This is a genomic window from Paraburkholderia terrae (genome assembly GCF_002902925.1).
GTDB classification, from domain to species: Bacteria; Pseudomonadota; Gammaproteobacteria; order Burkholderiales; family Burkholderiaceae; genus Paraburkholderia; species Paraburkholderia terrae.
Genome location: NZ_CP026112.1, coordinates 1262388 through 1286565, shown reverse-complemented (window position 1 = coordinate 1286565; position 24178 = coordinate 1262388). Strand labels below are relative to the sequence as shown.

General features: G+C 63.4%; 20 protein-coding genes and 1 riboswitch. Of the genes, 9 read left to right on the top strand and 11 right to left on the bottom strand.

The genetic code is table 11. From position 1 onward, the window contains the following. Window positions 1–13: 13 nt before the first annotated feature. From C2L65_RS21930 to C2L65_RS46185, 3 genes are all read right to left on the bottom strand, one after another. The gene (locus C2L65_RS21930) at window positions 14–2443 is read right to left on the bottom strand and encodes a glycoside hydrolase family 31 protein (RefSeq protein WP_042309267.1); all 2430 of its coding nucleotides are present in this window, start codon (window positions 2441–2443) and stop codon (window positions 14–16) included. Between the two features lie 23 nt (window positions 2444–2466). Then, entirely contained in the window at window positions 2467–3762 is a 1296-nt protein-coding gene (locus C2L65_RS21925) for an MFS transporter (protein WP_042309333.1), read from the bottom strand. Between the two features lie 705 nt (window positions 3763–4467). Beyond that, window positions 4468–4638 (bottom strand): hypothetical protein, encoded by a 171-nt coding sequence (locus C2L65_RS46185; RefSeq protein ID WP_007589740.1) that lies wholly within the window; start codon window positions 4636–4638, stop codon window positions 4468–4470. A 274-nt stretch (window positions 4639–4912) separates the two neighbouring features. Here C2L65_RS46185 and C2L65_RS21920 point away from each other — a divergent pair, with 274 nt between their 5' ends. Both C2L65_RS21920 and C2L65_RS21915 read left to right on the top strand, forming a co-directional pair. Further along, a complete protein-coding gene (locus C2L65_RS21920; protein ID WP_042309265.1) occupies window positions 4913–5671 on the top strand; it encodes a glutathione S-transferase family protein in 759 nt (252 codons plus the stop codon). Between the two features lie 128 nt (window positions 5672–5799). After that, window positions 5800–6438, top strand: a complete 639-nt coding sequence (locus tag C2L65_RS21915; protein ID WP_042309263.1) for a LysE family translocator — start codon at window positions 5800–5802, stop codon at window positions 6436–6438. A gap of 21 nt (window positions 6439–6459) precedes the next feature. On the opposite strand, the gene C2L65_RS21910 is transcribed toward C2L65_RS21915, so the two are convergent. From C2L65_RS21910 to C2L65_RS21895, 4 genes are all read right to left on the bottom strand, one after another. Further along, complete coding sequence (locus tag C2L65_RS21910) at window positions 6460–7449, bottom strand: glycoside hydrolase family 191 protein (protein WP_052426896.1); 990 nt, start codon at window positions 7447–7449, stop codon at window positions 6460–6462. A 71-nt stretch (window positions 7450–7520) separates the two neighbouring features. After that, window positions 7521–9839, bottom strand: coding sequence for a putative bifunctional diguanylate cyclase/phosphodiesterase (locus C2L65_RS21905; RefSeq protein WP_042309258.1), 2319 nt, complete (start codon window positions 9837–9839; stop codon window positions 7521–7523). Window positions 9840–9930: 91 nt separating this feature from the next. Continuing rightward, window positions 9931–10764 (bottom strand): class II glutamine amidotransferase, encoded by an 834-nt coding sequence (locus C2L65_RS21900; RefSeq protein WP_042309257.1) that lies wholly within the window; start codon window positions 10762–10764, stop codon window positions 9931–9933. Window positions 10765–10858: 94 nt separating this feature from the next. Beyond that, on the bottom strand, window positions 10859–11530 hold the full coding sequence (locus C2L65_RS21895; RefSeq protein ID WP_042309255.1) for a MarC family protein: 672 nt from the start codon (window positions 11528–11530) through the stop codon (window positions 10859–10861). 313 nt (window positions 11531–11843) lie between these two features. Here C2L65_RS21895 and C2L65_RS21890 point away from each other — a divergent pair, with 313 nt between their 5' ends. Beyond that, the gene (locus tag C2L65_RS21890) at window positions 11844–12056 is read left to right on the top strand and encodes a DUF3311 domain-containing protein (RefSeq protein WP_042309253.1); all 213 of its coding nucleotides are present in this window, start codon (window positions 11844–11846) and stop codon (window positions 12054–12056) included. Further along, the gene (locus C2L65_RS21885) at window positions 12053–13531 is read left to right on the top strand and encodes a sodium:solute symporter family protein (protein ID WP_042309251.1); all 1479 of its coding nucleotides are present in this window, start codon (window positions 12053–12055) and stop codon (window positions 13529–13531) included. The genes C2L65_RS21890 and C2L65_RS21885 overlap by 4 nt, the downstream gene beginning before the upstream one ends. An 878-nt stretch (window positions 13532–14409) precedes the next feature. Here C2L65_RS21885 and cobM read toward each other — a convergent pair. The 4 genes from cobM to C2L65_RS21865 are packed head-to-tail and all read right to left on the bottom strand — an operon-like array spanning window position 14410 to window position 18171. Continuing rightward, window positions 14410–15132 (bottom strand): precorrin-4 C(11)-methyltransferase, encoded by a 723-nt coding sequence (gene cobM, locus C2L65_RS21880; RefSeq protein WP_042309249.1) that lies wholly within the window; start codon window positions 15130–15132, stop codon window positions 14410–14412. After that, on the bottom strand, window positions 15129–15866 hold the full coding sequence (locus C2L65_RS21875; protein WP_042309247.1) for a cobalt-precorrin-6A reductase: 738 nt from the start codon (window positions 15864–15866) through the stop codon (window positions 15129–15131). Before C2L65_RS21875 ends, cobM begins: the two co-directional genes overlap by 4 nt. Beyond that, window positions 15863–16963: a cobalt-precorrin-5B (C(1))-methyltransferase gene (locus C2L65_RS21870; protein WP_042309245.1), complete on the bottom strand. Its 1101-nt coding sequence runs from the start codon at window positions 16961–16963 to the stop codon at window positions 15863–15865. Before C2L65_RS21870 ends, C2L65_RS21875 begins: the two co-directional genes overlap by 4 nt. Then, complete coding sequence (locus C2L65_RS21865; RefSeq protein ID WP_042309243.1) at window positions 16963–18171, bottom strand: bifunctional cobalt-precorrin-7 (C(5))-methyltransferase/cobalt-precorrin-6B (C(15))-methyltransferase; 1209 nt, start codon at window positions 18169–18171, stop codon at window positions 16963–16965. Before C2L65_RS21865 ends, C2L65_RS21870 begins: the two co-directional genes overlap by 1 nt. Before the next feature lie 88 nt (window positions 18172–18259). Next, window positions 18260–18445, top strand: a riboswitch (cobalamin riboswitch). An 86-nt stretch (window positions 18446–18531) separates the two neighbouring features. Here C2L65_RS21865 and cobG point away from each other — a divergent pair. From cobG to C2L65_RS21840, 5 genes are all read left to right on the top strand, one after another. Continuing rightward, window positions 18532–19920 carry a precorrin-3B synthase gene (cobG, locus tag C2L65_RS21860; RefSeq protein WP_233446590.1) on the top strand — a complete coding sequence of 463 codons (1389 nt, stop codon included), beginning with the start codon at window positions 18532–18534 and terminating at the stop codon, window positions 19918–19920. Then, window positions 19913–20539, top strand: coding sequence for a precorrin-8X methylmutase (locus C2L65_RS21855; protein WP_042309241.1), 627 nt, complete (start codon window positions 19913–19915; stop codon window positions 20537–20539). Before cobG ends, C2L65_RS21855 begins: the two co-directional genes overlap by 8 nt. Continuing rightward, on the top strand, window positions 20539–21297 hold the full coding sequence (locus C2L65_RS21850) for a precorrin-2 C(20)-methyltransferase (protein WP_009769748.1): 759 nt from the start codon (window positions 20539–20541) through the stop codon (window positions 21295–21297). The genes C2L65_RS21855 and C2L65_RS21850 overlap by 1 nt, the downstream gene beginning before the upstream one ends. Next, a complete protein-coding gene (gene cobJ, locus C2L65_RS21845; RefSeq protein WP_042309239.1) occupies window positions 21285–23021 on the top strand; it encodes a precorrin-3B C(17)-methyltransferase in 1737 nt (578 codons plus the stop codon). The genes C2L65_RS21850 and cobJ overlap by 13 nt, the downstream gene beginning before the upstream one ends. A gap of 160 nt (window positions 23022–23181) precedes the next feature. Continuing rightward, window positions 23182–24135 (top strand): flagellar brake protein, encoded by a 954-nt coding sequence (locus C2L65_RS21840; RefSeq protein ID WP_042309237.1) that lies wholly within the window; start codon window positions 23182–23184, stop codon window positions 24133–24135. Window positions 24136–24178: the final 43 nt, after the last annotated feature.

Genomic DNA, 24178 nt, shown 5'->3' with positions numbered 1-24178 from the left:
TCGTCTATTGAATTTATGAATGCGCGAGTCGCAGCGTCAGTCGGCGCCAGCCGTTCACGATTGCGTCGCCGATCACTTCGCCATTCGTGCAAATCGCCGTGCGGGTCTCGGACGCAGGCACGCTGAGTTGCACTTCGTGTTGCGCGAACGGCATCTGCCCTTCGCGGTCGATAGCAATGCGTAGCGTTGTTGCGTCGCTTGCGATTGCGACATTCCAGTGCCCTTGCGCGCCATCGCGCCACGCTTCCGTTTCGCCGTCGTCTTCAACGCAACCGCCTTGCGCCGTGCCGGCGCCCTCGAAAGGCAGCGCAATGAACGAGCGCTCGTCAGCGGGTTGCGCGAAGTGCTGCTCCGCGACGTTCAACGGAATGACACAGCCTTCGCGCAGCAGCATCACGGGTTGCTCGAACGGCGCGGGCAACGTCACGCTCTGCCCGCCTTCGAACACCTCGCCGCTCCAGTACGACGCCCAGCGCGCGCCATCCGGCAGATACACTTCGCGCTCGCTCTGGCCTTGCTCCACCACAGGCGCAACGAGCAGCGACGAACCGAGCATCATGTCGTCGCCATCTGCGAGGCAGCGTGGATCGTTCGGAAACTCCGCGAACAGCGGCCGCAGAACCGGGTCGTACGAACGATGCGATTGCCACAGCAGTTCGTACAGATACGGAATCAGCCGATACCGCAGCTTGATGAGGCCAGCGATCTGCGCGGTCGCTTCGGGATACATCCAGGGTTCGTTGACGGTGCCGTCGTCGTTCCACGAATGGATGCTGAAACGCGGCAGGAAAATGCCAAACGCGACCCAACGCAGCAGCAGTTCCGGCTCGGGCGCCGGACCCGAAAATCCGCCGATGTCATGACCGCTGTTCGACACGCCCGACATCGCGAGGCCGAGGCCCATTTTCAGGTTGAAGCGCAGCGTTTCCCACGACGTGTAGTTGTCGCCAGACCACGTCTGCACGTAACGATGCATGCCGACGCCGCCCGAACGCGACACGAGAAATGGCCGCGTGCGGGGCGCGTGCTCGCGCTGCGCGTCGCGTGATGCGCGCATCATCAACTGCGTCTGCAGCACCTTGGCCTGATGCGCCGGGAATGGCTCGCCGAAACCTTGGGCGATCGCGTCGGGCGTCCAGATTTCAAACTCGTTGTTGTCGTTCCACGTCGATGCAATGCCGTAGCGCAGCAGACTGTCTTTCACGCGCGCTTTCCACCAGTCGATCGTGGCGGGATTGGTGAAGTCGAGATACGCGCCGACTTCGTCCCAGAACTGCACCCATGCGGGCTCGCCGTCGCGGGATTCGATCAGCAGACCGGCTTTCGCCGCTTCGTCGAATGCCGGATGGTCTTGCAACAGGCACGGCTTGATGTTCGCGCACAGCTTCACACCCTCACGCAGATAGCCGTGTACGAACCCTTCGATGTCCGGAAATTTCTCGTGATTCCAGTTGAATACGTAACGCTTCGCGCCAATCGACGTGTAGCCCGACGACAGGTGGAACGAATCGCACAGCACGTCATGCTCGCGGCAGCGCTCGATGAATTCGCCCATCTTGTGTTGGGCGTCGGGCGCGTCGGTATAGCTCATCGTCGAGCCGGAATAGCCGAGGCCCCACTTCGGCATCAGCGCGGGCCGGCCCGTGAGCCAGGTGAAGCGACGCACCGCGTGCAACGGCGTATCCGCCGACGCGATGAAGTAGTAGTCCAGATCGCCATGCTCGGCGACGAAATGACGGTAGTGGCCGTGATAGTTGTCCAGCTCGCGGCCCATGTCGAAGCGGCAGTCGGCGAGCGTGTCGTAGAACAGGCCGAAGCCCATCGACGTTTGCGGCTGCCACGTCACGTAAAACGGGATGTGCTTGTAGAGCGGGTCCGTGCTGCGCGCGCTATAGCCCATCGCGTCGATGTTGCGCATCTCGTAGCTCTGGTTCGCGCGGTCCAGCGTGCCAGCACGCTCGCCGAGGCCCACGTACATTTCGCCGCGCTGCCGCTCAACGTAGTGATAGACGCGCTCGTCCCACCAGCCGAAGTTGTACGCCTGTGTCTTGCGGTCGTTCATCACGTCGTGCCACGCGCCGTCGCGCGCGATGGCCCACGAACAGAAGCCGCCGTCCAGCGCGACCGTCAAACGGACCTGCGCTGTTTCGACGACGAGCCGTTCCGCGTCGCTCGTCGCGCTGAATACCGTTTGCCCAAAGTCGCTCGTGTCGCGCCGGTCGCGGCCGTCGAGCGGCACATCTTCCAGACCGGGCGCGATCGACCAGGTGCGCGGTCCGCGAAGCTCGCCCGTCGGCAGCACGAGCACGCGGATGATGTCGTCGGCGAGAACGAACAGTTCGATTCGCGCGCCACTGGCGTCGGACAACACGATCGGATTGCCGGCATTCCCGGCAAGCGCCTCGGAGACGGAAAACAGAGGTCGATTCTTCAACGTAGCCATGATGTGTTTCCAGGTCAGTCAGTTCAAGCCGCGCTGCCCGCGCCGTTTTCGACGCGTTGCAGACGGGCATCGCGCGACACGCCGCGCATCAGGATCACCAGCAGCGTCGCGCCGATCAGGTCGAACGCGCCGAGCGCGCCAAACAGCGGCGTGTAGCCGATCTTGTCGGCCAGCGCGCCCACCATCAGCGAAAAACCCAGCCCGCCGATCCACGCCGCCATGCCCGCAAAGCCCGCCGCGGTGCCGACTTCGCCGGGTTCGAACACGTCGGCGGCCAGTGTGTTGACGAGCGCGGAAATCATCTGGTGCGCGAAGCCGCCGACGCAGAAGAGCGCAATGGCTTCGTACGGCGAAGCAACCAGCCCGATGCACGCCGGACCGATCATCATGAATGCACCCAGCACGACACCCGCGATGCGCGACCAGATGAGCGGCACGCGCAGCCGCTTCATCAGGAACGGCGACAGATATCCGCCGAACAGACCGCCGAGATCCGCCGCGAGGAACGGCAGCCACGCGAACATTGCGATCTGCTTCAGGTCCATGTGGCGCTCAGTGGCGAGATAGAGCGGAATCCAGAAGCTGAAGGTCTGCCAGGCCGGCTCGGCGAAAAAGCGCGCCTGCGCGATCGCCCAGAAACGGCGCGTGCCGAGCACTTCGCGGATGCGGCGCTTGTCCTGGCCGTGAGCAGCAGGCGGCGTCTGCCCTTCGACGATGGCCGTGCGCTCTTTCTCGCTGATCCGCTTGTGGTCGGAGGGCGCGCGATAGAACACGTACCAGAGCGCCGCCCACACGAAACCCAGCGCGCCCGTCACGGCAAATGCGCTCTGCCAGCCGTAGCGCAATGACAGAAACACGACGAGCGGCGGCGCGAACAGCGAGCCGAGCGACGTGCCCGCGTTGAAATAACCGACAGCCACCGACTTCTCGCGATTCGGAAACCACTCGGCGACCACCTTCATGCCGGCCGGAATCGCGACGGCTTCCGACAAACCCATCAGACCGCGCAGTGCAGCGAGCGACAGCCAGCCGCTGGCGAGACCGTGCAGCATGCCCGTTGCCGACCACAGGCAGGCGAACAGCGCGAAGCCCAGACGCAGCCCGATCAGATCGATGATCAGCCCGCAGACCGGCTGCATGATCGTGTAACCGATCTGGAACGCGCCGACGACGTACGAGTACTGCTGCGTGTTCATGTGCAGCAACGTCTTCAGCTCCGGCGCCATGACGCCGAGCGCGTTGCGCGACAGGTAGTTGACGATGGTCCCGAGGCACACGAGCGCGATGATCCACCAGCGCAGGCCAATGATTGTTCTCAAGTCTGTCTCCATTTCCTTTATGCAGACCGGGCCCGAGGTTGCCCGGCGGTGTCGCTGGTGAATGCGCGAATTCGAACATCCAGTTAGCGTTTATCGTCGGTCATCGTATCACTGAAACGTCTGTAGGATACCAGGGAAAACCATGTAGTACGCGAGGCAGACAGGGCGAAATGCCTGTCAGACGGCCGTTCTGCGCAATTTGCGAGCGGCTGTGTTGCGAAAGGACAAAAACGTGGACGGAACACGCATGATGTTCATTCGAACATCGGATTGTTCTCTTACGCGCCAAAAGGAAGATTGGAATACTGAGAAAGCTGCCCGCAGCCAGGCCGGAAGGAGTCCAATCTTCCGTGGCGTCTCGCGAAATGGGAAACAGGTCGAAGAAATAGTCGCGTGGCGAGAAAATTCTTTGAGATACGTCGTCGTACAAGTACAGGCGTTCGTATATCGGCAAAAAATTCACCTATACTTTCTTTTACCTTTCTTATTTCTTTCGATTTAGACTAGCGCCACACCCAGAACACTACGGAGCGCTATATGGGGAATTTAGGAGGTTTCATGCAAGGTGCGGCCGCATTGGGCGGCTGCATCGGACTGTTCGCGACGGTCGTCTGCCTCATCGAACTGTTCAGCGGCTAATCGCCAGATCAAGCGCTGGAGACCACATAACACCAAAGAGCCGTCGCAATCCGACGGCTCTTTTTTTCACTCATGCTCCACGGCCTGGGTTTCTTCCATCGTCGACGCCCTCACCCGCTCAGCGAAGCTTTGCAGCGCCGCCAGCGATCCATGCACACTGTGATATTCCTGTCGACCGATCCGTGCTTCGAGCACGACGGTCATGCCTGCTTGTCGCGCTACATCCAGGATGTCCATGTCAATCTCCGCTATTCGTCCGAACTCTTGAATCGCCTGGCGCCCTCAAAACCGAAGCGCCTTGATATCTATTCTATGAATCCCTCGTCAAGCATCAATCGCATCCGCGGGGAATCTATGTTTGCGTGGCGACAACAATCCACGCGTCGCGCTGGCACGAAAGTCAATGCACGCTGAAGTGGCCAGATTCACCGCGCGCCCGCGTGCCTGTAGGATCTCGGATGCCAGCCACGCGCGGCGCACGCAGCAGGACAACGGCGTATGAGAGGACGTCATGATCGTTTACAAGTTCGGCGACGGTTCCGGCACGATGCCACCCGATCTCAGTCCATTCGTCGTCAAGCTCGAAACGTGGCTGAGACTCTCAGGCATTCCGTACGAAGGACGCATCGGCAATCTCAACGCGATGCCGAAAAAGAAACTGCCTGTCGCGGAGATCGACGGCGTGACGATCTGGGATTCCTCCGCAATCATCAGTTACCTGCAACGCCGTCATCCGAATGCACTCAACGACGCGCGGCTCGATCCGCAGCAGCGCGCGCAATCCGCCGCGATCAAGGCGCTCTTCGAAACGCATCTGTATTTCGTGACCGTGTATTTCCGTTGGGCCGTCGAGCGCAACATGGGGATCTACAAACCGATTCTGAGCGAATACGCGCGACTCACCGCGCCGCCGCCCGTCCGCTCGCTGGTGGGCGTGCTCGCGCCGCTGCTGATGCCCGTGATTCGCCGCAAGGTGCTGCGCCAGCCGTGGGAGCAAGGCACGGGACGACATAGTTACGACGAAATCGCGCAGATGGGCATCGAAGGCTGGCAGGCCGTTGCGGACCTGCTCGGCGACCAGCGCTTCCTGCTCGGCGACGAGCCGACGACGATCGACGCCACCGGCTTCGCGTGGGTCCACACGACGGTCGCGCATCCGTTCGAGAGTCCAGTACGCGATTTCATCTCGCGGCATCCCGCCTTGATGGCGTATCACGAGCGGATTGCCGAACGCTGCTGGCCGGACCTGACACGCGCGGCGCGACGCTGAATCCTCCGCATGCACTGTCATGAATCGTCAGTGCCGCTGGCCTGCCTCGCGAACCGCGAACTGTCTATTCCGCACAATGCGCGCGCCGGTGACAATCTCCGCTCGCCTCATTCTTCCCCGCCCATCCCATGACCAGCCTTCCGATCCTTTCCGCGAACGTCCTGTTCGCCTACTCCGCGTATTTCGTCGGCACGGCGAGCCCCGGGCCGAGCAATCTGGCCATCATGTCGATCGCATCCACGGACGGGCGCAAGGCCGCGTTCGCGTTCGCCGCGGGGGTCGTGTGCGGTTCGTGCTTCTGGGCGATGCTGGCGGCGCTCGGGCTCTCGGCGGCGCTGCTGGCGTTCTCGGGAGCGATGGTCGGGCTGAAGATTTTCGGCGGCTGCTATCTGCTGTGGCTCGCGTTCAAGTCGGGCCGCTCGGCCTTGCAGCCGCGTGCTGCCGGAACGCAATCAGCGGGGACGCATCTGCCGTTGCGCCGCATCTACGCGCGCGGCTTGCTGCTGCATCTGACGAACCCGAAGGCGATTCTCGTGTGGATTTCGGTGGTGGCGCTCGCGTCGCCTGCAAACGGCGGCGCACCGCATATGCTGACCATCGTCGCCGGATGCCTCGCGATCGGCATGCTGGTGTTCGGCAGCTACGCGGCGCTGTTCTCGACACCGCTCGCGCGCCGCGTGTACCTGTCGATTCGCCGCTGGCTCGACGGCGGGCTTGCGATCGTCTTCGGCCTGGCGGGTTTGAAGCTGTTGACGTCACGCGCGTGATCGTTCAAACGCGTCCGTCCGTTACTTTTCCCAATAACACACGACGCCCTGCTTCGCGCTAGCGTCCGACGCATACGGCACGAAGCCTTTGTCACGGCTGCGCGCGAACACACGGCGCGCTTTCGCCGCCGCATCGCAACCGCCGACATAATCGAGCGTCGCGATCCAGAACGCGTGTCCATTCGGTCTGAGCGCCAACGCTTTCCACGCGCCCAGTTCCGCTTCCGCCGCAGCGTCGTACTTCGGCGCATACACCTCTTCATGCGCGACGCCATCGAGCAGCGATGCGAACGCAATGCCGCCCGTCATGCCTTCGCGCGTCGTGCGTCCCGTCGCGTTCTGCATCACGAAGACGAGTCCCGGGTATTTCTCGCGCAGCTTGCGCACGAGATCGAGGCCGCCTTGCGTACACGCGGCGTCACAAGGGCCGTTGCGCGTCGACGTACCGTGTTCGACGATTTCGAGGTTGTCGAGATAGAAGCCGTCCGCGCCCCGCGCGACCAGACGCGGCGCGACGTAATCGACGATGAGCCGCTGGTAATCGGCATTCGACAGATTCATCCACGTCTCCTGCCGATAGCCGCGATACGTGCCCGCATGCGCCGCCTTGTTCGCCTCGCATGACACGAAGCCTTCCGGCACGTCGCGCCAGTACGAACGATACGTCTCGCACGATCCGAGGTTCAGGTAGCTCAGCACGATGTTGCGACCGTCGTTCTTGAGCGCCGCGACTTCGGCGGGCGTGAAGTTGTCCGCGTCGGGATCGAGATCGACGTCGATGACACGAAAGGTCGACGCCGCGCGTGTCACGCTGCCGAGCGCCGCTGCATCGCCGTAATACGACATCCACGGCGACGCGTCGAACGCGCGGGTCTGCACGAGGTCGGCGGGTTGATCCGCAGACTGCGATGGCGACGCAGCCACGCTTGCGCCAGCCAGCGACAACGCCGCACCCAGCACGACACAAAACCGCCGTGCGCCATCAAACGCGCACTTCAACGCTCCGTTCACGCATCGCTCGCAAGGGAAAAAACGAGCGCCAGTGTAAACGCCCCGCGTGAATGAACGTAAAGCAGCATCGATCAGATGCCCGCCTGCAGCCGCTGCGCTTCACGCGCAAACTCGCCCGGCACGACGGGCCGGCCAAACAGATAGCCCTGCTGCCGCTCGCAGCCGATCGAGCGCAGAAACGCCGCCTGCTCGCTCGTTTCGACGCCTTCGGCCGTCACGTTCATCCCGAGCGAATGCGCCATCGCGACGACGGCATGTGTGATCGCCACGGCATCGCGATGCTCGGGCAAGCCCGCGACGAACGAACGGTCGACCTTCAGGCTATGCAACGGAAAGCGCTTCAGATAAGACAGCGACGAATAGCCGGTGCCGAAATCGTCGACGGAAATGCGCACGCCCATGCGCGCGAGCGTCGTCAGGAGCGGCATGACGGCGTCGCTGTCGCTCATCAGCACGCCTTCCGTGATCTCCAGTTCGAGAGCGGACGCCTCCAGCCCCGCATGCTCCAGACTCAGCGCCACATGCTCGATCAGCTCACCGTTGATCTGACGCGGCGACAGGTTGACGGCCATCATCAGATGCGGCGTGATCGTCCTGCGCCATTCGACGGCCTGCAGACACGCGTTCTCCAGCACCCAGCGGCCAATGTCGATGATGAGGCCGGTATCTTCGGCGACGGGAATGAACTCGGCGGGCGACACATGGCCCAGCTCGCCGTTATGCCAGCGCAACAGCGCCTCGGCGCCGACGATGCGCCCCGTCGCCCCCTCGACGATCGGCTGATACGCGAGGCTCAGTTCGTCGGCGACGAGCGCGCGCCGCAGCGACTGTTCGATTGCGAAGCGCCGTTGCAAACGCTCGCTCAACTCGGCCGTGAAGAACTGGAAGTTGTTGCGGCCGCGCTGCTTCGCGTGGTACATCGCGGAGTCGGCGTTGCGCATCAGCGTTTGCGCGTCATGTCCGTCGTCGGGAAAGAGGCTGATGCCGATCGACGCACCAAGGTAATACTCGTTGCCGCCGACCGCGAACGGCATCGCGATCGTATCGAGCACGCGCTGCGCGAGCGACGTCAGAAACGATTCGTCGCCGTAGTCGCCCGTCGCGATCACGAACTCGTCGCCGCCGACACGCGCGAGCGTGTCCTCGCTGCGCACGCAGGTGGCAAGTCGCGCGGCGACGCTGCATAACAGCGCATCGCCCGCTTCGTGGCCGGCGATGTCGTTGACTTTCTTGAAGCCGTCGAGATCGACGAACAGCACGGCCAGTCGCGTCACGGCAGGTTGAGACGCTTCAGCATCCTGACCTTCGACGCCCGCATGCGGCGCGAGCAGCGCGCTCATCCGGTCGGCGAGAAACGCGCGGTTGTAGAGCCCCGTCAGCGAATCGCGCGTCGCGAGGTGCTGCAGTTGCGCACGCGCCGAGCGTACCGCGCTGATATCGTTGAACGATACGAGCACGGCGTTCGGTTCGGCTTCGCCCGGCCTGACGATGGGCACGACGTTCTCGGTGATCCAGATCGATTCGCCGCCTGTCAGCTCGAGCCGCAGCGTCATGCCGACCACGGGTTTGCCCGTGCGCAGCACGCGCTGCGTCGGCTGCTCGCCTGGCTCTACGGGCGAGCCGTCTTCCCAGTACGCGGCGCGAATCACCTTGTAGATGTCCTGGCCGATCACTTCGCCCGTCGCGCGCAGCATGCGCCGCGCGCTCGGATTGCAGGCGAGCACGATGCCTTCGCGCGTCTGCACGACGATGCCTTCGTTCAGGTGATCGACGACGAGCCGGTGATGCTCCTCACTTTCCGCGAGGCGCTTGCGCATCAGATCCTGATGGACGGCGAGGCCGACGCTGTGGCCGATCTCGTGCAGCAATGCGTGTTCATCTTCGTCCGGACGCCGGCGCCGGTCGTAGTAGACGCCGAACGCGCCCAGCACCTGACCCGCGTCGTCCTCGAACGGCACCGACCAGCAGGCGCGCAGCCCGATCGGCAGCGCGAGATGCCGGTAGTCTGCCCACAGCGGATCGCTTTCGATGTCCTCGACGATCACCAGCCGCCGGTCGTGCATCGCCGTGCCGCAGGAACCGGCGCACGGGCCGATCGACATGCCGTCGATGGCCGCGCTGTAATGCGCCGGCAGCGACGGCGACGCGCCGACGCGCACGGTGACGCCATCGGTATCGAGCACGAGGATCGAGCACCGCGAGCCCTCGCCTAGCAGCGTTTCGGCGCGGCGGCACACTTCCGCCAGCAACTCGGGCAACGGCGTGCTGCGCGTGAGCAGACGCAATACGCTCTGTTCCGATGCCAGCACCTCGGCGGCCAGATCGGACCGGTGGCGAGTGCTTTCGGACGGCTTGTCAGTCGCGATGTCTGCAGTCACTGGACGACTCATGGTTGCACTCCCTTCATGCAACAACGGCAGACGGACGCGCGCCGCGTATCAGGGTTTATACGGAGCGCGTGGCCGTGGACGTGCAACGCTGCTACTTTCCATGCGGATCGAATGGCCGCGCCTCGATCCCGCCGCGCTTCGCAACGATCGCCGTCGATTCCGGTATTTCCTGCCACCAGCCTTCCAGGTCGACGAGCGGCTCCGACAGCACGAGGAACGCGTCTGCGCCGACGGCGGCCAGACGCGGATCATCAGGATACAACTCCATCAGATGACGGATCGACGTGCTGTGATAGAGCGAGCGCGACTGCCGCTCGCTCGAATAGCGCGCCGACACGATCTGTTCGCCGTCCGTCACGCAGACGGTCATGTTCAGCGGCGCCTCGATGCCGTGCCGCTGCCCCGTCTCCTCGACGAACCCCGCCATACGCTCCAGTGCGAGCACCGGGTCGATTTCGAGCCCGAACGTGAGCGCGAGAAAGAACATGACTTCGGAATCCGTCGAGCCTTCGATCGATGCGAACAAGTCCGGGTCGATGCCGAGCATCAGGTCGCGCCGCACTTTAGGATAGTCGCGCACGAGACCGTTGTGCATGAAGAGCCAGCGGCCGTGGCGAAACGGATGGCAGTTGGTCTCCTGCGAAGGGGTGTCCGTCGCCGCGCGGATATGCGCGACGAACAGCGACGCGCGCACGGCCCGCGCGGCGTCGCGCAGATTGCGGTCGCTCCACGCAGGATGCGCGCAGCGGTAGCGGAACGGGATGTCGGTTGGATGACCGTACCAGCCAACGCCGAAGCCGTCACCGTTGGTGGTGGTCTGCCCGAGCCGCGAATGCAGGCTCTGGTCGATCAGCGAATGCTTGGCCCGGAACAGCACGGCTTCGAGCTGAATCGGGTTTCCTGTGTAAGCCAGCCAGCGGCACATGATCGCTCTCCTCGATGAAAAACGCCTAGGCCCGCGCCGGTTTCAAACGGTTCACATCCCGTTCACGTCCGCTTCGTATCCGGTGCTCATTCGTTCAACCGCCCGCCCGGCCACTGGCGATCGGCGCAAGAAACTCGGACAGCCCCGTCAATATGATCTGCACGCCAATGCACAGCAACAAAAATGCGGACACGCGCAGCGCCACCTTGGTGCCTTCCTTGCCCAGATAACGGCCGAGGGTCGCGGCGTGGTTGTACGTGAACCAGACTGCGAGCATGACAAGAAACGAAATCGTCACGGACGCGATCGACGACATCACGAACTCCGACAGCTTGTGGCTGCGGTTCGCGTTCAGCGCGATGGCCGTCGCCATCGTGCCGGGGCCTGTGGTGAGTGGCACTGTCAGCGGAAAGAATGCCTTCGACATCGCGTTGTCGGGATCGACGGGCTTGACGGCCGCTTCGTTCGGCTGACGCTCCGGCGCATTGAGCATATTCCACGCGCTGACGGCCACGGCAAGACCGCCGCCGATGCGCAGCGCCTCCATTGAAATGCCGAAGAAATGCAGGATCGGCGTGCCGACAAAGAATACGACCAGCAGCACGAAGAACGCATTGAGGGAAACCCGCTTGGCGAGCGCGGCGCGTTCCGCGTCCGTCAGCGAATCCGTTCGGTCGAGAAACACGAAGGCGATCGCGATCGGATTGATGATGCTGATCAACCCGGTGAAGCCAAACAGAATCTCCGAAATCAGGCTCGAAATCATCGATGAATTTGCTCTTTGATGGTTTTAATTTTTGCGCCGCGCAACGGAGCGTGAGGGCCGACCAGTGTATATGCAACGAATTCCGCATGCCATGTAAGAGGCACCTTCTTCATGCAATGCAGCACACCTGCGATGCATGCCGATGCCCACAGGCACTGCGTTTGCGCACGTTCCTTTCAATATACCTGCATATTTTTGGCGACCTTTACCGGAATGTGGCAAGAGGCATACAGTCGGTGCGCGGTATCCCAGTCGTTACTTCAGGAATTGACGTTCATCGAGACCGGCTCATTCTCATTCGAGGAGTTGTCCCATGTCATTTCGTCTGCTCGCCGTGCTGCCGTTCATCGGCATTCTGCTCGGCGTTCCGTTCGTCAACCGCGTCGAGCCGCTCGTGCTCGGCATGCCGTTCGTGCTTGCGTGGATCGTTATGTGGGTTGTTTTGAGCTCGATCATCATGGGCATTATCTATCGGCTCGATCCTGTGAACCGGCAAACGCCTTCTGGCGAGGAGGTGCGTTCATGAGCAGCGCCCTCGCAATCATCGTCGCAGTCACGCTGTTCGCGCTCTATCTCGGCGTGCGTGCCCGTCATGGGCATGACATGAGCCTTGAGCAATGGACGGTCGGCGGCCGCAGCTTCGGCACAGCGTTTGTGTTCCTGTTGATGGCGGGTGAGATCTACACGACGTTCACCTTCCTGGGCGGCAGTGGTTTCGCGTATGGCAAGGGCGCGCCCGTCTATTACATCCTCGCGTATGGCACGCTGGCGTATGTGCTGTCGTACTGGATGCTGCCGCCCGTCTGGCGATTTGCGAAGACGCATCGCGTCGTGTCGCAACCGCATTTCCTTACGCGCAAATACGATAGCGCGTCGCTTGGGGTGCTGGTTGCCATCGTTGACGTTGCTGCGCTGATTCCGTATCTCGTGCTGCAACTCAAGGGGCTGGGCATTATTGTTTCGACGGCTTCCTATGGCGCGATTTCGTCGTCGGCGGCGATCTGGATCGGCGCGGGCGTGGTGACGATTTATGTCATTGTGTCGGGCGTGCGCGGCTCGGCGTGGAACTCGGTCGTCAAGGACATGCTCATACTTGGCATCGTGCTGTTTCTCGGGATCTATCTGCCGATGCATTACTACGGCGGGCTCGGACAGATGTTTCATGCGATCGATGTGGCGCGGCCTGGTTTTCTCACGTTCCCTGAGAAGGGGTCGAGCGTTACGTGGTTTCAGTCGACGGTGCTGCTCACGGCGCTTGGGTTTTTCATGTGGCCGCATACGTTCGGGTCTGTTTTTACCGCGAAGGATGAACGCATCTTTCGGCGTAATGCGATTGTGCTGCCGCTTTATCAGTTGATCTTGCTGTTCGTGTTTTTTGTCGGGTTTGCTGCGGCGTTGAAGGTGCCTGGACTTAAGGGCGGCGATATTGATCTTTCGCTGTTCAAGCTGTCGTTGCAGACTTTTGATCCCTGGTTCGTTGGCGTGATTGGTGCAGCAGGCGTGCTGACAGCGCTCGTGCCTGGGTCGATGATTCTCACTACGGCTTCAACGCTGCTTGCCAATGATATTTATCGTGGGCTCGTGCAGCGGAATGCCTCTGATGAGACTGTTGCGAAGCTTGCTCGCGTTTGTGTACCTGTGGTTGCGCTTGTTGCTGTTCTGTTTACGCTGCACGGCGGAGAGACCATCGTTGCGCTGCTTTTGATGGGGTATAGCTTTGTTACGCAGCTGTTTCCTGCTGTTATTTGCAGTCTCGCGCCGCGGAATCGGGCTACCAGGCAAGGCGCGTTTTGTGGGATTCTCGCTGGGGTTGCTGTTGTTGCTGTGACGACGATCTTCAAGTTGAGTGTCGGGCAGTTGATGCCGTTTTTGCCTGATGCACTGAAGGACGTCAATATCGGGTTTGTTGCGCTGGCGGTGAACCTTGTCGTGTTTGTGGTTGTTAGTGCGGTTACGCAGCCGCAAGCTGAAACAGATCAGTCTCGCGTGCAGACGCATTAGGGTTGTTGTGTTTGTTGCTGGCGGCGCCTTTTTTTGTGGTCTGCAGGGGGCGGCGCTGGCATCCGCGTTATGGCTTCGTGGCTCGGCCGGTTTGGTTTGCTTGGGTTTGCGCTGGCATCCGCGATTCGTTAGCGTGCTTCACGCGTCGCCCCTGTGCGGGGCGGCACCTACTTTTCTTTGCCGCCGCAAAGAAAAGTAGGCAAAAGAAAGCGGCTAACACCGCTAACATTTCTTCTTGCCTGAGGGCCCCCAACCGGTCCTACGCTTCACACGGCAGCCTTTCTCTTCGCGTGCGTTGCCAACGCTTCGAATGAGCGCCTCACCCGCTTCAGACACCCACACAAGAGCTAGCGGCAGCGAATGGTATGTGCCGCCCAGGTGGCAAACTGTGTGTAGGTTGTCGCGTCGTATAGCTTGGCGCTCTTACAAGGTGGGACGCGTGCGCTATCGGTCCGAAGTGATGCGTGTGGAGCACAAGGGGCCTACACACAGTTTGCCACCTAGACGGCGGTGGACTACCTGGCAAGGTGTGCGGCAACGCGGGTGATTGAAGCGGGTGAGGCGCACCGCAAGAGCGCTGGCAACGAACGTGAGTCACGTGATTGCCGTGTGAAGCGTAGGACCGGTTGGGGTCCCTCAGGCAAACACTAGAACTGGCGGTGTGAGCCGCTTTCTTTTGCCTACTTTTCTTTGCGGCGGCAAAGAAAAGTAGGTGCCGCCCCGCACAGGGGCGACGCGTGAAGCAAGCTAACGAATCGCGGATGCGAGCGAAAGCCCGAGCAAACCAAAACCAAACCGGCCGAGCCACGAAGCCATAACCCGGATGCCAGCGCAAACCACAAGCAAACCATCCAGCCCGCGCAGCAAAAAAACCACCCCTACTTCGAATACAAAGTCGAATCCGCAAAATGCTCTGCATCGAGCACCCGCCCAACCAGAATCAACGCGGTACGCTGAATATCCATCCCCTGCAACTTCTCAACAATATCAGCAAGCGTACCAACGACCTTCTCCTCATCCGGCCAACTAGCCCGATAAACCACCGCGACGGGACAGTCGCCACCATAGTGAGGCGTCAGCTCATCGACAATACTAGCAATATGCCGCACCCCAAGATGAATTGCCATCGACGCACCATGCCGCGCAAGATCGGCAAGTTGCTCGCCCTCCGGCATCGAAGTCTTCCGCGCATAGCGGGTGAGAATCAACGTCTGCGACACATCCGGCAACGTCAACTCAACCCCAAGCGCGGCCGCGCAGGCCGCCGTAGCCGTCACACCCGGCACGATCTCATACGGAATGCAAAGCGCCCGCAGGCGGCGAATCTGCTCCCCAATTGCGCCGTACAACGACGGATCGCCCGAATGCACGCGCGCGACGTCCTGCCCGTTCGCATGCGCGTCGGCAAGCAGACCAACGATCGCATCCAGATCGAGCTCCGCCGTATTCACCACCTTTTCAGCGACATTGCCGCTCAACACGGCTTCGGGCACAAGCGAACCGGCATACAGAATCACCGGACACGTACGCACCAGGCGCTGCCCCTTCACCGTGATCAGTTCAGGATCGCCCGGTCCAGCACCGATAAAAAACACCGTCATTTCACAGCACTCCAATCTTCTTCGTTCAATGCGGGCAGCAGTTGCGCCGGACTGTCGAACTCGCGATCGACCTCAGGCAGCGAAGGACGCCGCATCATCACCACGGGCACCTTCAGTTCGCGCGCCACCTCGAGCTTCGGCTGCGTCGCCGCTCCGCCGCTGTTCTTCGTCACCAGCACATCAATGTGATTCAGAGCGAACAGCGCCCGCTCGCCGTCGATATCGAACGGGCCGCGCGCGTCGATAATGCGCGCACGCTCGTTGCCCGGATGCGCGTCGAGACAGCGCACAATCCAAAATTGATGCGCAGGTATTTCATCGAGATGCGAAAGCGGCTCGCGGCCCGACGTGAACAGCACGCGACGAAACGGACGGATCGCATCGACCAACTGATCCCAGCCGCCCACCATGCGCCAGTCGTCGCCCGCTTGCGGCGTCCAGCCCGCGCGGCGCAGCGCCCAGCACGGCACCTTGGCATCGCGGCACGCCGCCGCCGCGTTCGCGCTCATTTGCGCGGCATACGGATGCGTCGCGTCGATCACGAGCGCGATGCCTTCGCTTTCGATAAACCGCGCAAGCCCATCGCTGCCGCCAAACCCACCGACGCGCACTTCACACGCCAGCCCTTCCGGCACGCGTCCGAGTCCCGCCAAGCTATAGACATGCTGCGGCCCGAGTTGCCGCGCGATCTGCAACGCGTCGCCCGTGCCACCGAGCAATAACACGCGCTTCATCGCGCCACTCCGATGATATTGCCCTGCCGGTCGATCGCGAACATCTCGACTTCGACCGACGCAGGCACGATCTCGCGCGCCACGTCGCGCGCGCGTGCGCAGACGATATCCCCGAGCGGCACGCCTTGTTTTCGCGCCATCGCAAGCGCTTCCTGGCTCGTGTTCGCGCCGACGATAGCGGCCTGCACCGCGTCATCACTCGCCGGATGTTGCGCCGACCACGCGGCGAGTTGCGGCAAGTCGATGCTCGAATTGCGGCTGTGCAGATCGAGATGCCCCGCCGCGAGTTTGCTCAGCTTGCCGAAGCCGCCGCACATGCTGAGCTTGTCGACGGGCGCGCGCTTCAGATGCTTGAGCACCGCGCCCGCGAAGTCGCCCATCTCGATCAGCGCGATATCGGGCAACTGGTAGTAAGCGCGCATCGCGTCTTCGCTCGCATTGCCCGTACACGCGGCAATATGCCGATAGCCGTTCGCGCGCGCCACGTCGATGCCCTGATGGATCGACGCGATATACGCCGAACACGAGAACGGCCGCACGATGCCCGTCGTGCCGAGTATCGACAGCCCGCCGACAATGCCGAGGCGCGGGTTCATCGTCTTCTGCGCCAGCGCCTCGCCATTCTCGACACCGATCGTCACTTCGAAGCCGCCCGCATAGCCATGCTCGGCGGCCAGTTCGGTCAGATGCGCGGTCATCATCTGACGCGGCACCGGGTTGATGGCCGGTTCGCCGACGGGCAGCGTGAGGCCCGCGCGCGTCACCGTGCCGACGCCCGGCCCCGCATGAAAACGCACGCCGGGCGCGTCGGCCAGACGCACGCGCGCGAACACCACGGCGCCGTGCGTGACGTCGGGATCGTCGCCCGCGTCCTTGACGGTGCCCGCTTCGGCGCCGTCCTTACCGCCGTCGATCAGGCGGCAGAACACGAGTTGCATCGGCACATGCTGGCCTTTCGGCAGCACGATTTCCGCGACATCGCTCGCGATACCCGACAGCAGCAACCGCGCCGCCGCCAGCGACGTCGCCGTCGCGCAGCTTCCCGTCGTGTAGCCGCTGCGCAGTGGCGCGGGTTGTTCGGGCGTTTCGTCGCGCATCACGGTTTGCGGGTGTCGAGTAGCGTGATCGGCAGCGCGGAGCGCCACGTCTCGAAGCCGCCGAGCGCCTGCGCCTCGGCAAGCGCGATGCGTGTCAACGCGCCGCCATACTGCGCGCGCCACGCGACGAGCGCCGCCTCGCCTTCGAGCGTGACAGCGTTCGCAATCAACCGCCCGCCTTGCTTCAGCGCGTGCCAGCACGCATCGAGCACGCCATGCGCCGTCACGCCGCCGCCGATGAAAATCGCGTCGGGTGCGGGCAGGCCTTTCAATGCATCCGGCGCCTTGCCTGCGATCAGTTGCAGTCCCGGCACGCCGAGCGCGTCGCGATTGTGCTCGATGAAACGCTGACGCTCGCCGTTCGCTTCGATCGCTATCGCGCGGCAACTGGCGTGCGCGCGCATCCATTCGATACCGATCGACCCGCAGCCCGCGCCGACGTCCCACAGCAGTTCGCCGGGCGCGGGGGCGAGGCGTCCGAGCGTCAGCGCGCGGACGTCGCGCTTCGTCAACTGGCCGTCGTGACGATAGGCGTCGTCGGGCAGTCCCGGTGTCAACGCGAGCCGTGGCGCATCGGACGACGCATCGCGCCGGCAATCGAGCGCGATCACGTTCAGCGACGCCGTCTCGCCAATCGACCAGTCGAGCGCGCGAGCGTCGATCAGGCGTTCGGATGCGCTGCCCAGATGCTCCATCACGATCATGCGTGTCGCGCCGAAGCCACGTTCGACGAGCCACGCAGCCACGGCGGCAGGCGTCGCGCCATCCGCGCTCAACACTAACACGCGCGCGCCGTCATGCAACTGCATCTGCAACGCGGCAAGCGGCCGACCGACCAGCGACACCGTCGCCACGTCCTGCAACGCCCAGCCAAGACGCGCCGCCGCAAGCGACACCGACGAGGGAGCCGGCAGCACGCGCAATTCATCGGCGGGAACGTGGCGCGCGAGCGTCGCGCCGACGCCGTAGAACATCGGATCGCCGCTCGCCAGCACGCACACGGGCGTGTCGCGCCGCGCGAGCACGGGCGCGATGTCGAACGGATGCGGCCATGGCTCGCGCGCGGCGTTCAGGCACACGGGCAGCATCGCCAGATGCCGCTCGCCGCCATAGATCACCGACGCGTCGATCAGCGCGCGCCGCGCCGTTTTCCCCAGGCCGGCAAAACCGTCATCGCCCATTCCCACCACTGTCAGCCACGCCGACATGCGTCGATCCTCATCTGCTTGCTGTACTGAAAACGCTGCTGCGGGCCGTGTTTCAAGGCTGCGGCATCGTTGTGCTGTTCGAAAAAAGGCATAATACCCGTTCGCCGGTGCCTTTCGGGGCCTAAGAGGGAACACACATCACTGCGATGACCGTGACTGCCCCCGCAACTGTATGCAGCGAGTCCACGCCAATTTGCGCCACTGGTGATACCGGGAAGGCCGGTGTGGACGTTGACCTGCTAGTCAGGAAACCTGCCGGCCAACAGTTCGTGCCAGTCAACATCGGGCGGGGTGTACCGATGCCGAGCCGCTCTCCTTCGAGACGCCCGGGCCGTCGCGCGACGTTAACCCGGTGATGTCTTGAGCCACGCTTTCCATTCGTCCGACGCTTCCGCCTTGCGCCCTTCGGCTTGTCCGGGGCTGTTGCGCATCGTACCCGCGCTCGACGGCGGCATCTGCCGCGTGAAGCTGGCGGGCGGCGAATTGAGCGCAACACAGGCGCTCGCCATCGCCGGGGCGATCGACGAACACGCGTCGGGTATCGTCGACATTACGAATCGCGCGAACCTGCAATTGCGCGGCGTCAAGCACGGTCATGAAGACGCGCTCATTGCGGCACTGCTCGACGCGGGCCTCGGCCCGCAAAACACTGAGCACGCATTCGCCGACGACGTGCGCAACGTAATGATCAGCCCAGCGACGGGCCGCGATGCGAGCGCCTTATTCGACACAACCGCGCTCACTGCCGATCTGCTCACGCTGCTTCAAAACGACACGCGTTTCGTCGCGCTCTCACCGAAATTTTCGCTGATGCTCGATGGCGGCGAGCGTCTGATGATGCTCGATCATCCGCACGACATCTGGTTTTCGGCGATGCCGCATCGTGAGCGTTCTGACGCCTGGTTCGCGTTCGGCCTTGCAGGATGTCCGCCCGTTCTTGCGCAACATGACGGCGCATTAGCCGCCGTCACGGCTTCGGATCTCGCAACGTTCACGCGAGCGCTTGTACACACGTTCCTCGACCTCGCCACACCGGACGATACCCGCATGCACGACCTGCTCGCCGCGCATTCCATCGAGAGCATCATCAGGCACGCCGAACGCAAATGTGGCGTAGAGGCGTTGCGCGACGCGTCGATCGAACGCTGGCGCCGCGAACCTGCTGATGCATCGCGAAGGCTCGGCGCGTATCGACAAAACGACGGCCATCGTTGGCATGTCGGCGCGCAGCCCGCATTGGGCCGCATCGACAGCGCGGTACTGCGTGGCCTCGTCGAACTCACGCACGGCAACGAACGCGCAACCCTGCGCATGACACCGTGGCAAAGCGTGCTGCTCACCGATATCGACCCAGCAAATCTCGACACAACGTTACGGAAACTCGAAGCACTCGGCCTCGCCACCACTTCGGAAAATCCGCTAACCCGCGTGATCGCATGCACCGGCTCCACAGGCTGCGCGAAGAGCCACGCGGACACCAAAGCCGATGCCCTGAAGCTCGCCGCACACGTGCCCGAACATACGCAAGTGCATCTCAGCGGCTGCCCGCGTTCATGCGCGGCAGCGCACCGCGCGCCCTACACGCTGCTCGCAGTGGCCGACGGCCGCTACGACCTGTACCAGACACACGACCCGCGCGAGTCCAACGGCTTCGGCCGATGCATCGCGCGCGGTCTGACGATCGACGAAGCCGCGGACGTGCTACAAGCGTCCGCCCTTCCCCCAACTGATGAGCCATTCGATGCTTGACTACATCCGCGACGGACAGGAAATTTATCGCCAGTCGTTCGCGACGATACGCGCGGAAGCTGACCTCTCGCGCATTCCCGCCGACCTCGAAAAACTTGCCGTGCGCGTGATCCACGCGTGCGGGATGGTCGATATCGTCGGTGATCTGCGCTTTTCGGAGGGTGCGGGCCTCGCGGGCCGACACGCCCTCGCCAACGGCGCGCCCATCCTCTGCGACGCACGCATGGTCGCCGAAGGCATCACGCGCGCGCGGCTGCCCGCGCACAACGAAGTGATCTGCACGCTGGCCGATCCATCCGTGCCCGCGCTCGCGCGCGAGATGAACAACACGCGTTCGGCGGCGGCGCTCGAACTGTGGCGGCCACATCTGCCAGGCAGCGTCGTCGTAATCGGCAATGCGCCGACCTCGCTCTTTCATCTGCTCGACATGCTCGATAGCGGCGCGCCGCGCCCCGCGCTGATTCTCGGCTTCCCGGTCGGCTTCATCGGCGCGGCAGAGTCGAAGGCGATGCTCGCCGCCAATAGCCGCGGCGTGCCGTTCGTCGCCGTGCAAGGCCGGCGCGGCGGTAGCGCGATGGCAGCGGCCGCCGTGAACGCGCTCGCATCGGAGGACGAATAATGGCCGATCAGGCGAACAGCACGCGCGGGCGTCTCTATGGTCTCGGCGTCGGCCCCGGCGACCCGGAACTGATCACGGTGAAAGCGCTGCGGCTGCTGAAATCGGCACACGTGGTCGCGTACTTCGTCGCGAAGGGCAAGAAAGGCAACGCGTTTTCGATCATCGAGTCGCATCTGTCGAGCGAGCAGGAACAGTTGCCGCTCGTCTATCCCGTGACGACGGAAGCGCTTGAACCGCCGCTGTCGTACGAAGCGATCATCGCCGACTTCTACGACACGGCCGCCGAAGTGGTCGCGAAGCACCTCGATGCGGGACGCGACGTGGCCGTGATCTGCGAAGGCGATCCGTTCTTCTACGGCTCGTACATGTACCTGCACGACCGGCTCGCCAACCGGCTCGCGCCGCGCTTCGAAGGCGAAGTGGTGCCCGGCGTGTGCTCGATGCTCGGCGGCGTCGCCGTGCTCGGCCAGCCGCTCGTGTATCGCAACCAGACGCTGTCGGTGCTGTCGGGTGTGTTGCCCGAAGACGAACTCAAGCGCCGTCTCGCCGCTGCCGATGCCGCCGTCGTGATGAAGCTCGGCCGCAATTTCGACAAGGTGCGCCGTGTGCTCGACGAACTGGGACTCGCGGAGCGCGCGCTCTACGTCGAACGGGCGACGATGGCGAACCAGCGCATCGTGCCGCTCGCCGAAGTCGATCCGATGGCGTCGCCGTATTTCTCGCTGCTCGTCGTGCCGGGGGAAAAATGGCAAGGCTGACGACGCCACCCGCAATCGTGATACTCGGCGTCGGCGCGCTGGACACGGCGCGGTGCGTGCAATCCCTTTATGACGGCGCGCAGGTGCATGGCCTGCAAAGCCGCGTCGCCGACGCCGATGTCGCCTACACCGAACTGAACGCGCATCTGCGCGAGTTGTATGCGAGCGGCACGCCGATCATCGCGTTGTGCGCGGCGGGCATCGTGATCCGCTGCATTGCGCCGCTGCTCGCGGACAAAGGCGTCGAGCCGCCCGTGCTGGCCGTCGCCGAGGATGGCAGCGCCGTCGTGCCGCTGCTCGGCGGGCTGTCGGGCGTCAACGTGATGGCGCGCGAAATCGCCGCCGCGCTCGACGTGCCGCCCGCGATCACCACGAGCGGCGAACTGCGCTTCGGCGCGTGCGTGCTGAATCCGCCCGACGGCTACACGCTTGCCAGCATCGATCAGGGCAAGCGCTTCGTGTCCGATCTGCTTGCGGGCGAAGCGACGCGCATCGAAGGTGACGCGCCGTGGCTCGACAGTGTGCAACTGCCGCGCGCCGACGACGCTCGACGCGCGATCCGCGTCACGCCGCTGGCGTGGAACGGCGCGACTGACGAACTGGTGATTCATCCGCGCAGTGTCGTCGTCGCCGTCCATGCAACGGGACCGGGCGACGGCTTGTTGCATCAACGGATACTCGAAGCGGCGCAGACGCATGGGCTGGCGGCGCAATCGCTGGCGGTGCTGCTCGCGCCTGCTTCGCTGACGGGCGATCCCGCGCTTCAACAGGCTGCGGATACGCTGCAGGTCGCATTGCGCTTCGCCGTCGGCAGCGGTGACGACAACGGCGCGGCCCAGATGCTCAGCCAAACCCTACGTGTGCCCCACAAAGCGCTCGATGCAAACGCCGACGCGTCCATCGTCTTCGCCGTCGCGCACGCGCCGCTCGATCCCGCGACAGTCGGCCGCGCGCGCGGCAAGCTGAGCGTGATCGGCCTCGGCCCCGGCGACGCGTCGTTGATGGTGCCCGCCGCGCGCACAGCGCTGACGCAGGCCACCGACATCCTCGGCTACGAAACCTACGTGAAGATGGCAGGCCCGTTCCGCGCGGACCAGCGTGTGCATGGCACCGACAATCGCGAGGAAATGCAGCGCGCCCGCCACGCATTCGAACTGGCGAGCACGGGACGGCACGTGGCGATGGTGTCGTCCGGAGATCCAGGCGTGTTCGCGATGGCGGCCGCCGTACTCGAAGCGCTCGATGAAGTGCGCGACGACGCCCAATACGCGGCGTGGGCGGGTGTCGAACTGGAAATCGTGCCCGGCGTGTCCGCCGCGCTGGCGACAGCCGCGCAGGCAGGTGCGCCGCTTGGCCACGATTTCTGCATGCTGTCGCTGTCGGACAATCTGAAACCGTGGTCGATCATCGAATCGCGGCTGCGGCACGCAGCCGAAGCCGATCTGGTGATGGCGTTCTACAACCCGATTTCGCGCGCCCGTCCGTGGCAACTCGACAAGGCGCTCGATATCGTGCGCGAATCTCGCGCGCCGACGACAACCGTCGTGCTCGGCCGCGATATTGGCCGTCCCGGCGCGACATTGAAAACGACGACGCTCGCCGAGCTGAAATCCGCCGATGTCGATATGCGGACGATGGTAATAATCGGCTCGTCGACGACCCGCGCGTTCCGCTCCGCTGGGCGCGGCCGGGAATGGGTTTACACGCCGCGCTGGTACGAATAGGGGCGCTTAAACGTTTGCATCGATTTAAACCGGCCATTTATTGAAATTGAATAAAGCCGGCGAAAGGTGAATTACGGCCGCGCAAGAAAAATAAACTAAAGTTTTTTCATGGCGCGACGTATACAACGATTATCTCCGGCCACCGCTTCATTCGCCCATCATGCAAACCAGTGAAGACACCGTCGACACGGACGCGAGCGCGCCTGTGACCGCTGCGCGTCAGCTTTCGCCCGATGCCGTGCCCGTCGGCACACCGCTCGAATTTCCGATTATCGACAGCGATGGCGCGCTGCTGTTCGATCGCGGCGCGATCGTAATCGGCGCGGATGAGCACCGCTTCCTGTTCCAGCATTTCAAGCCGCAGCGCGGCGACCTGGACAACGCGAACGAGGACGGCACGCGCGCCACACAGGCGGCAGCCAAGCCAGGCGACGCCGAAGCGCTCGCGCTCAAGGACATGCATCTGACGATCGGCGCGCTGATCGGCGTGCGCTCGCAGGTCGGCATGGGCGCGCCGATGCATCCGTCGCGCATCATCGGCTTTGCGCCGAACGAGTCGCTGTTCGTCACGCCGCCGCTCGTCGACGGCAAGCCGATGGCGCTCTCCGTCGGCGAGAACGTCGAGATCGTCGCGATTGCGAGCCAGGCGGTGTTCCGCTTCGTGTGTACCGTCGATTCCGTCTGCCAGGTGCCGTTCCACTATCTCGTGCTGTCGAAGCCGGGCGTGGTCCGCCGGCTGCGCGAGCGCAAGTCGGTGCGCGTGCGCGCGAGCCTCCCGCTGCGCTTCAGCGTCGAAGCGCAAGGCACGGGCTACGAAAGCCTCGGCCTCGTGCAGAGCGTGAGCGCGCTGGGCATGTCGTTTTCCGCCGCGTGGACGGTCGGCGAAATCGGCAAGCGCATCCGCGTGGCGTTCACGCTGCGCTCCAAAGACATGGAGACGCCGATCGAAACCACGGCGATCATCCGCAACGTGCAGCCCGGCTCAAAACCCGGCGATCCCGCTACGCACGGCATCGAGTTCGACCAGCTCAACCAGGTCGAGCAGATGGCGCTGAAAGTCTATGTATTCGACCGGATCGACGATGTGATCTTCTGGACGAGCGGACCAAAGTAACGCCTGACATTGCGCTCGCGCATGAAAAAAACGGCCCGGTCAT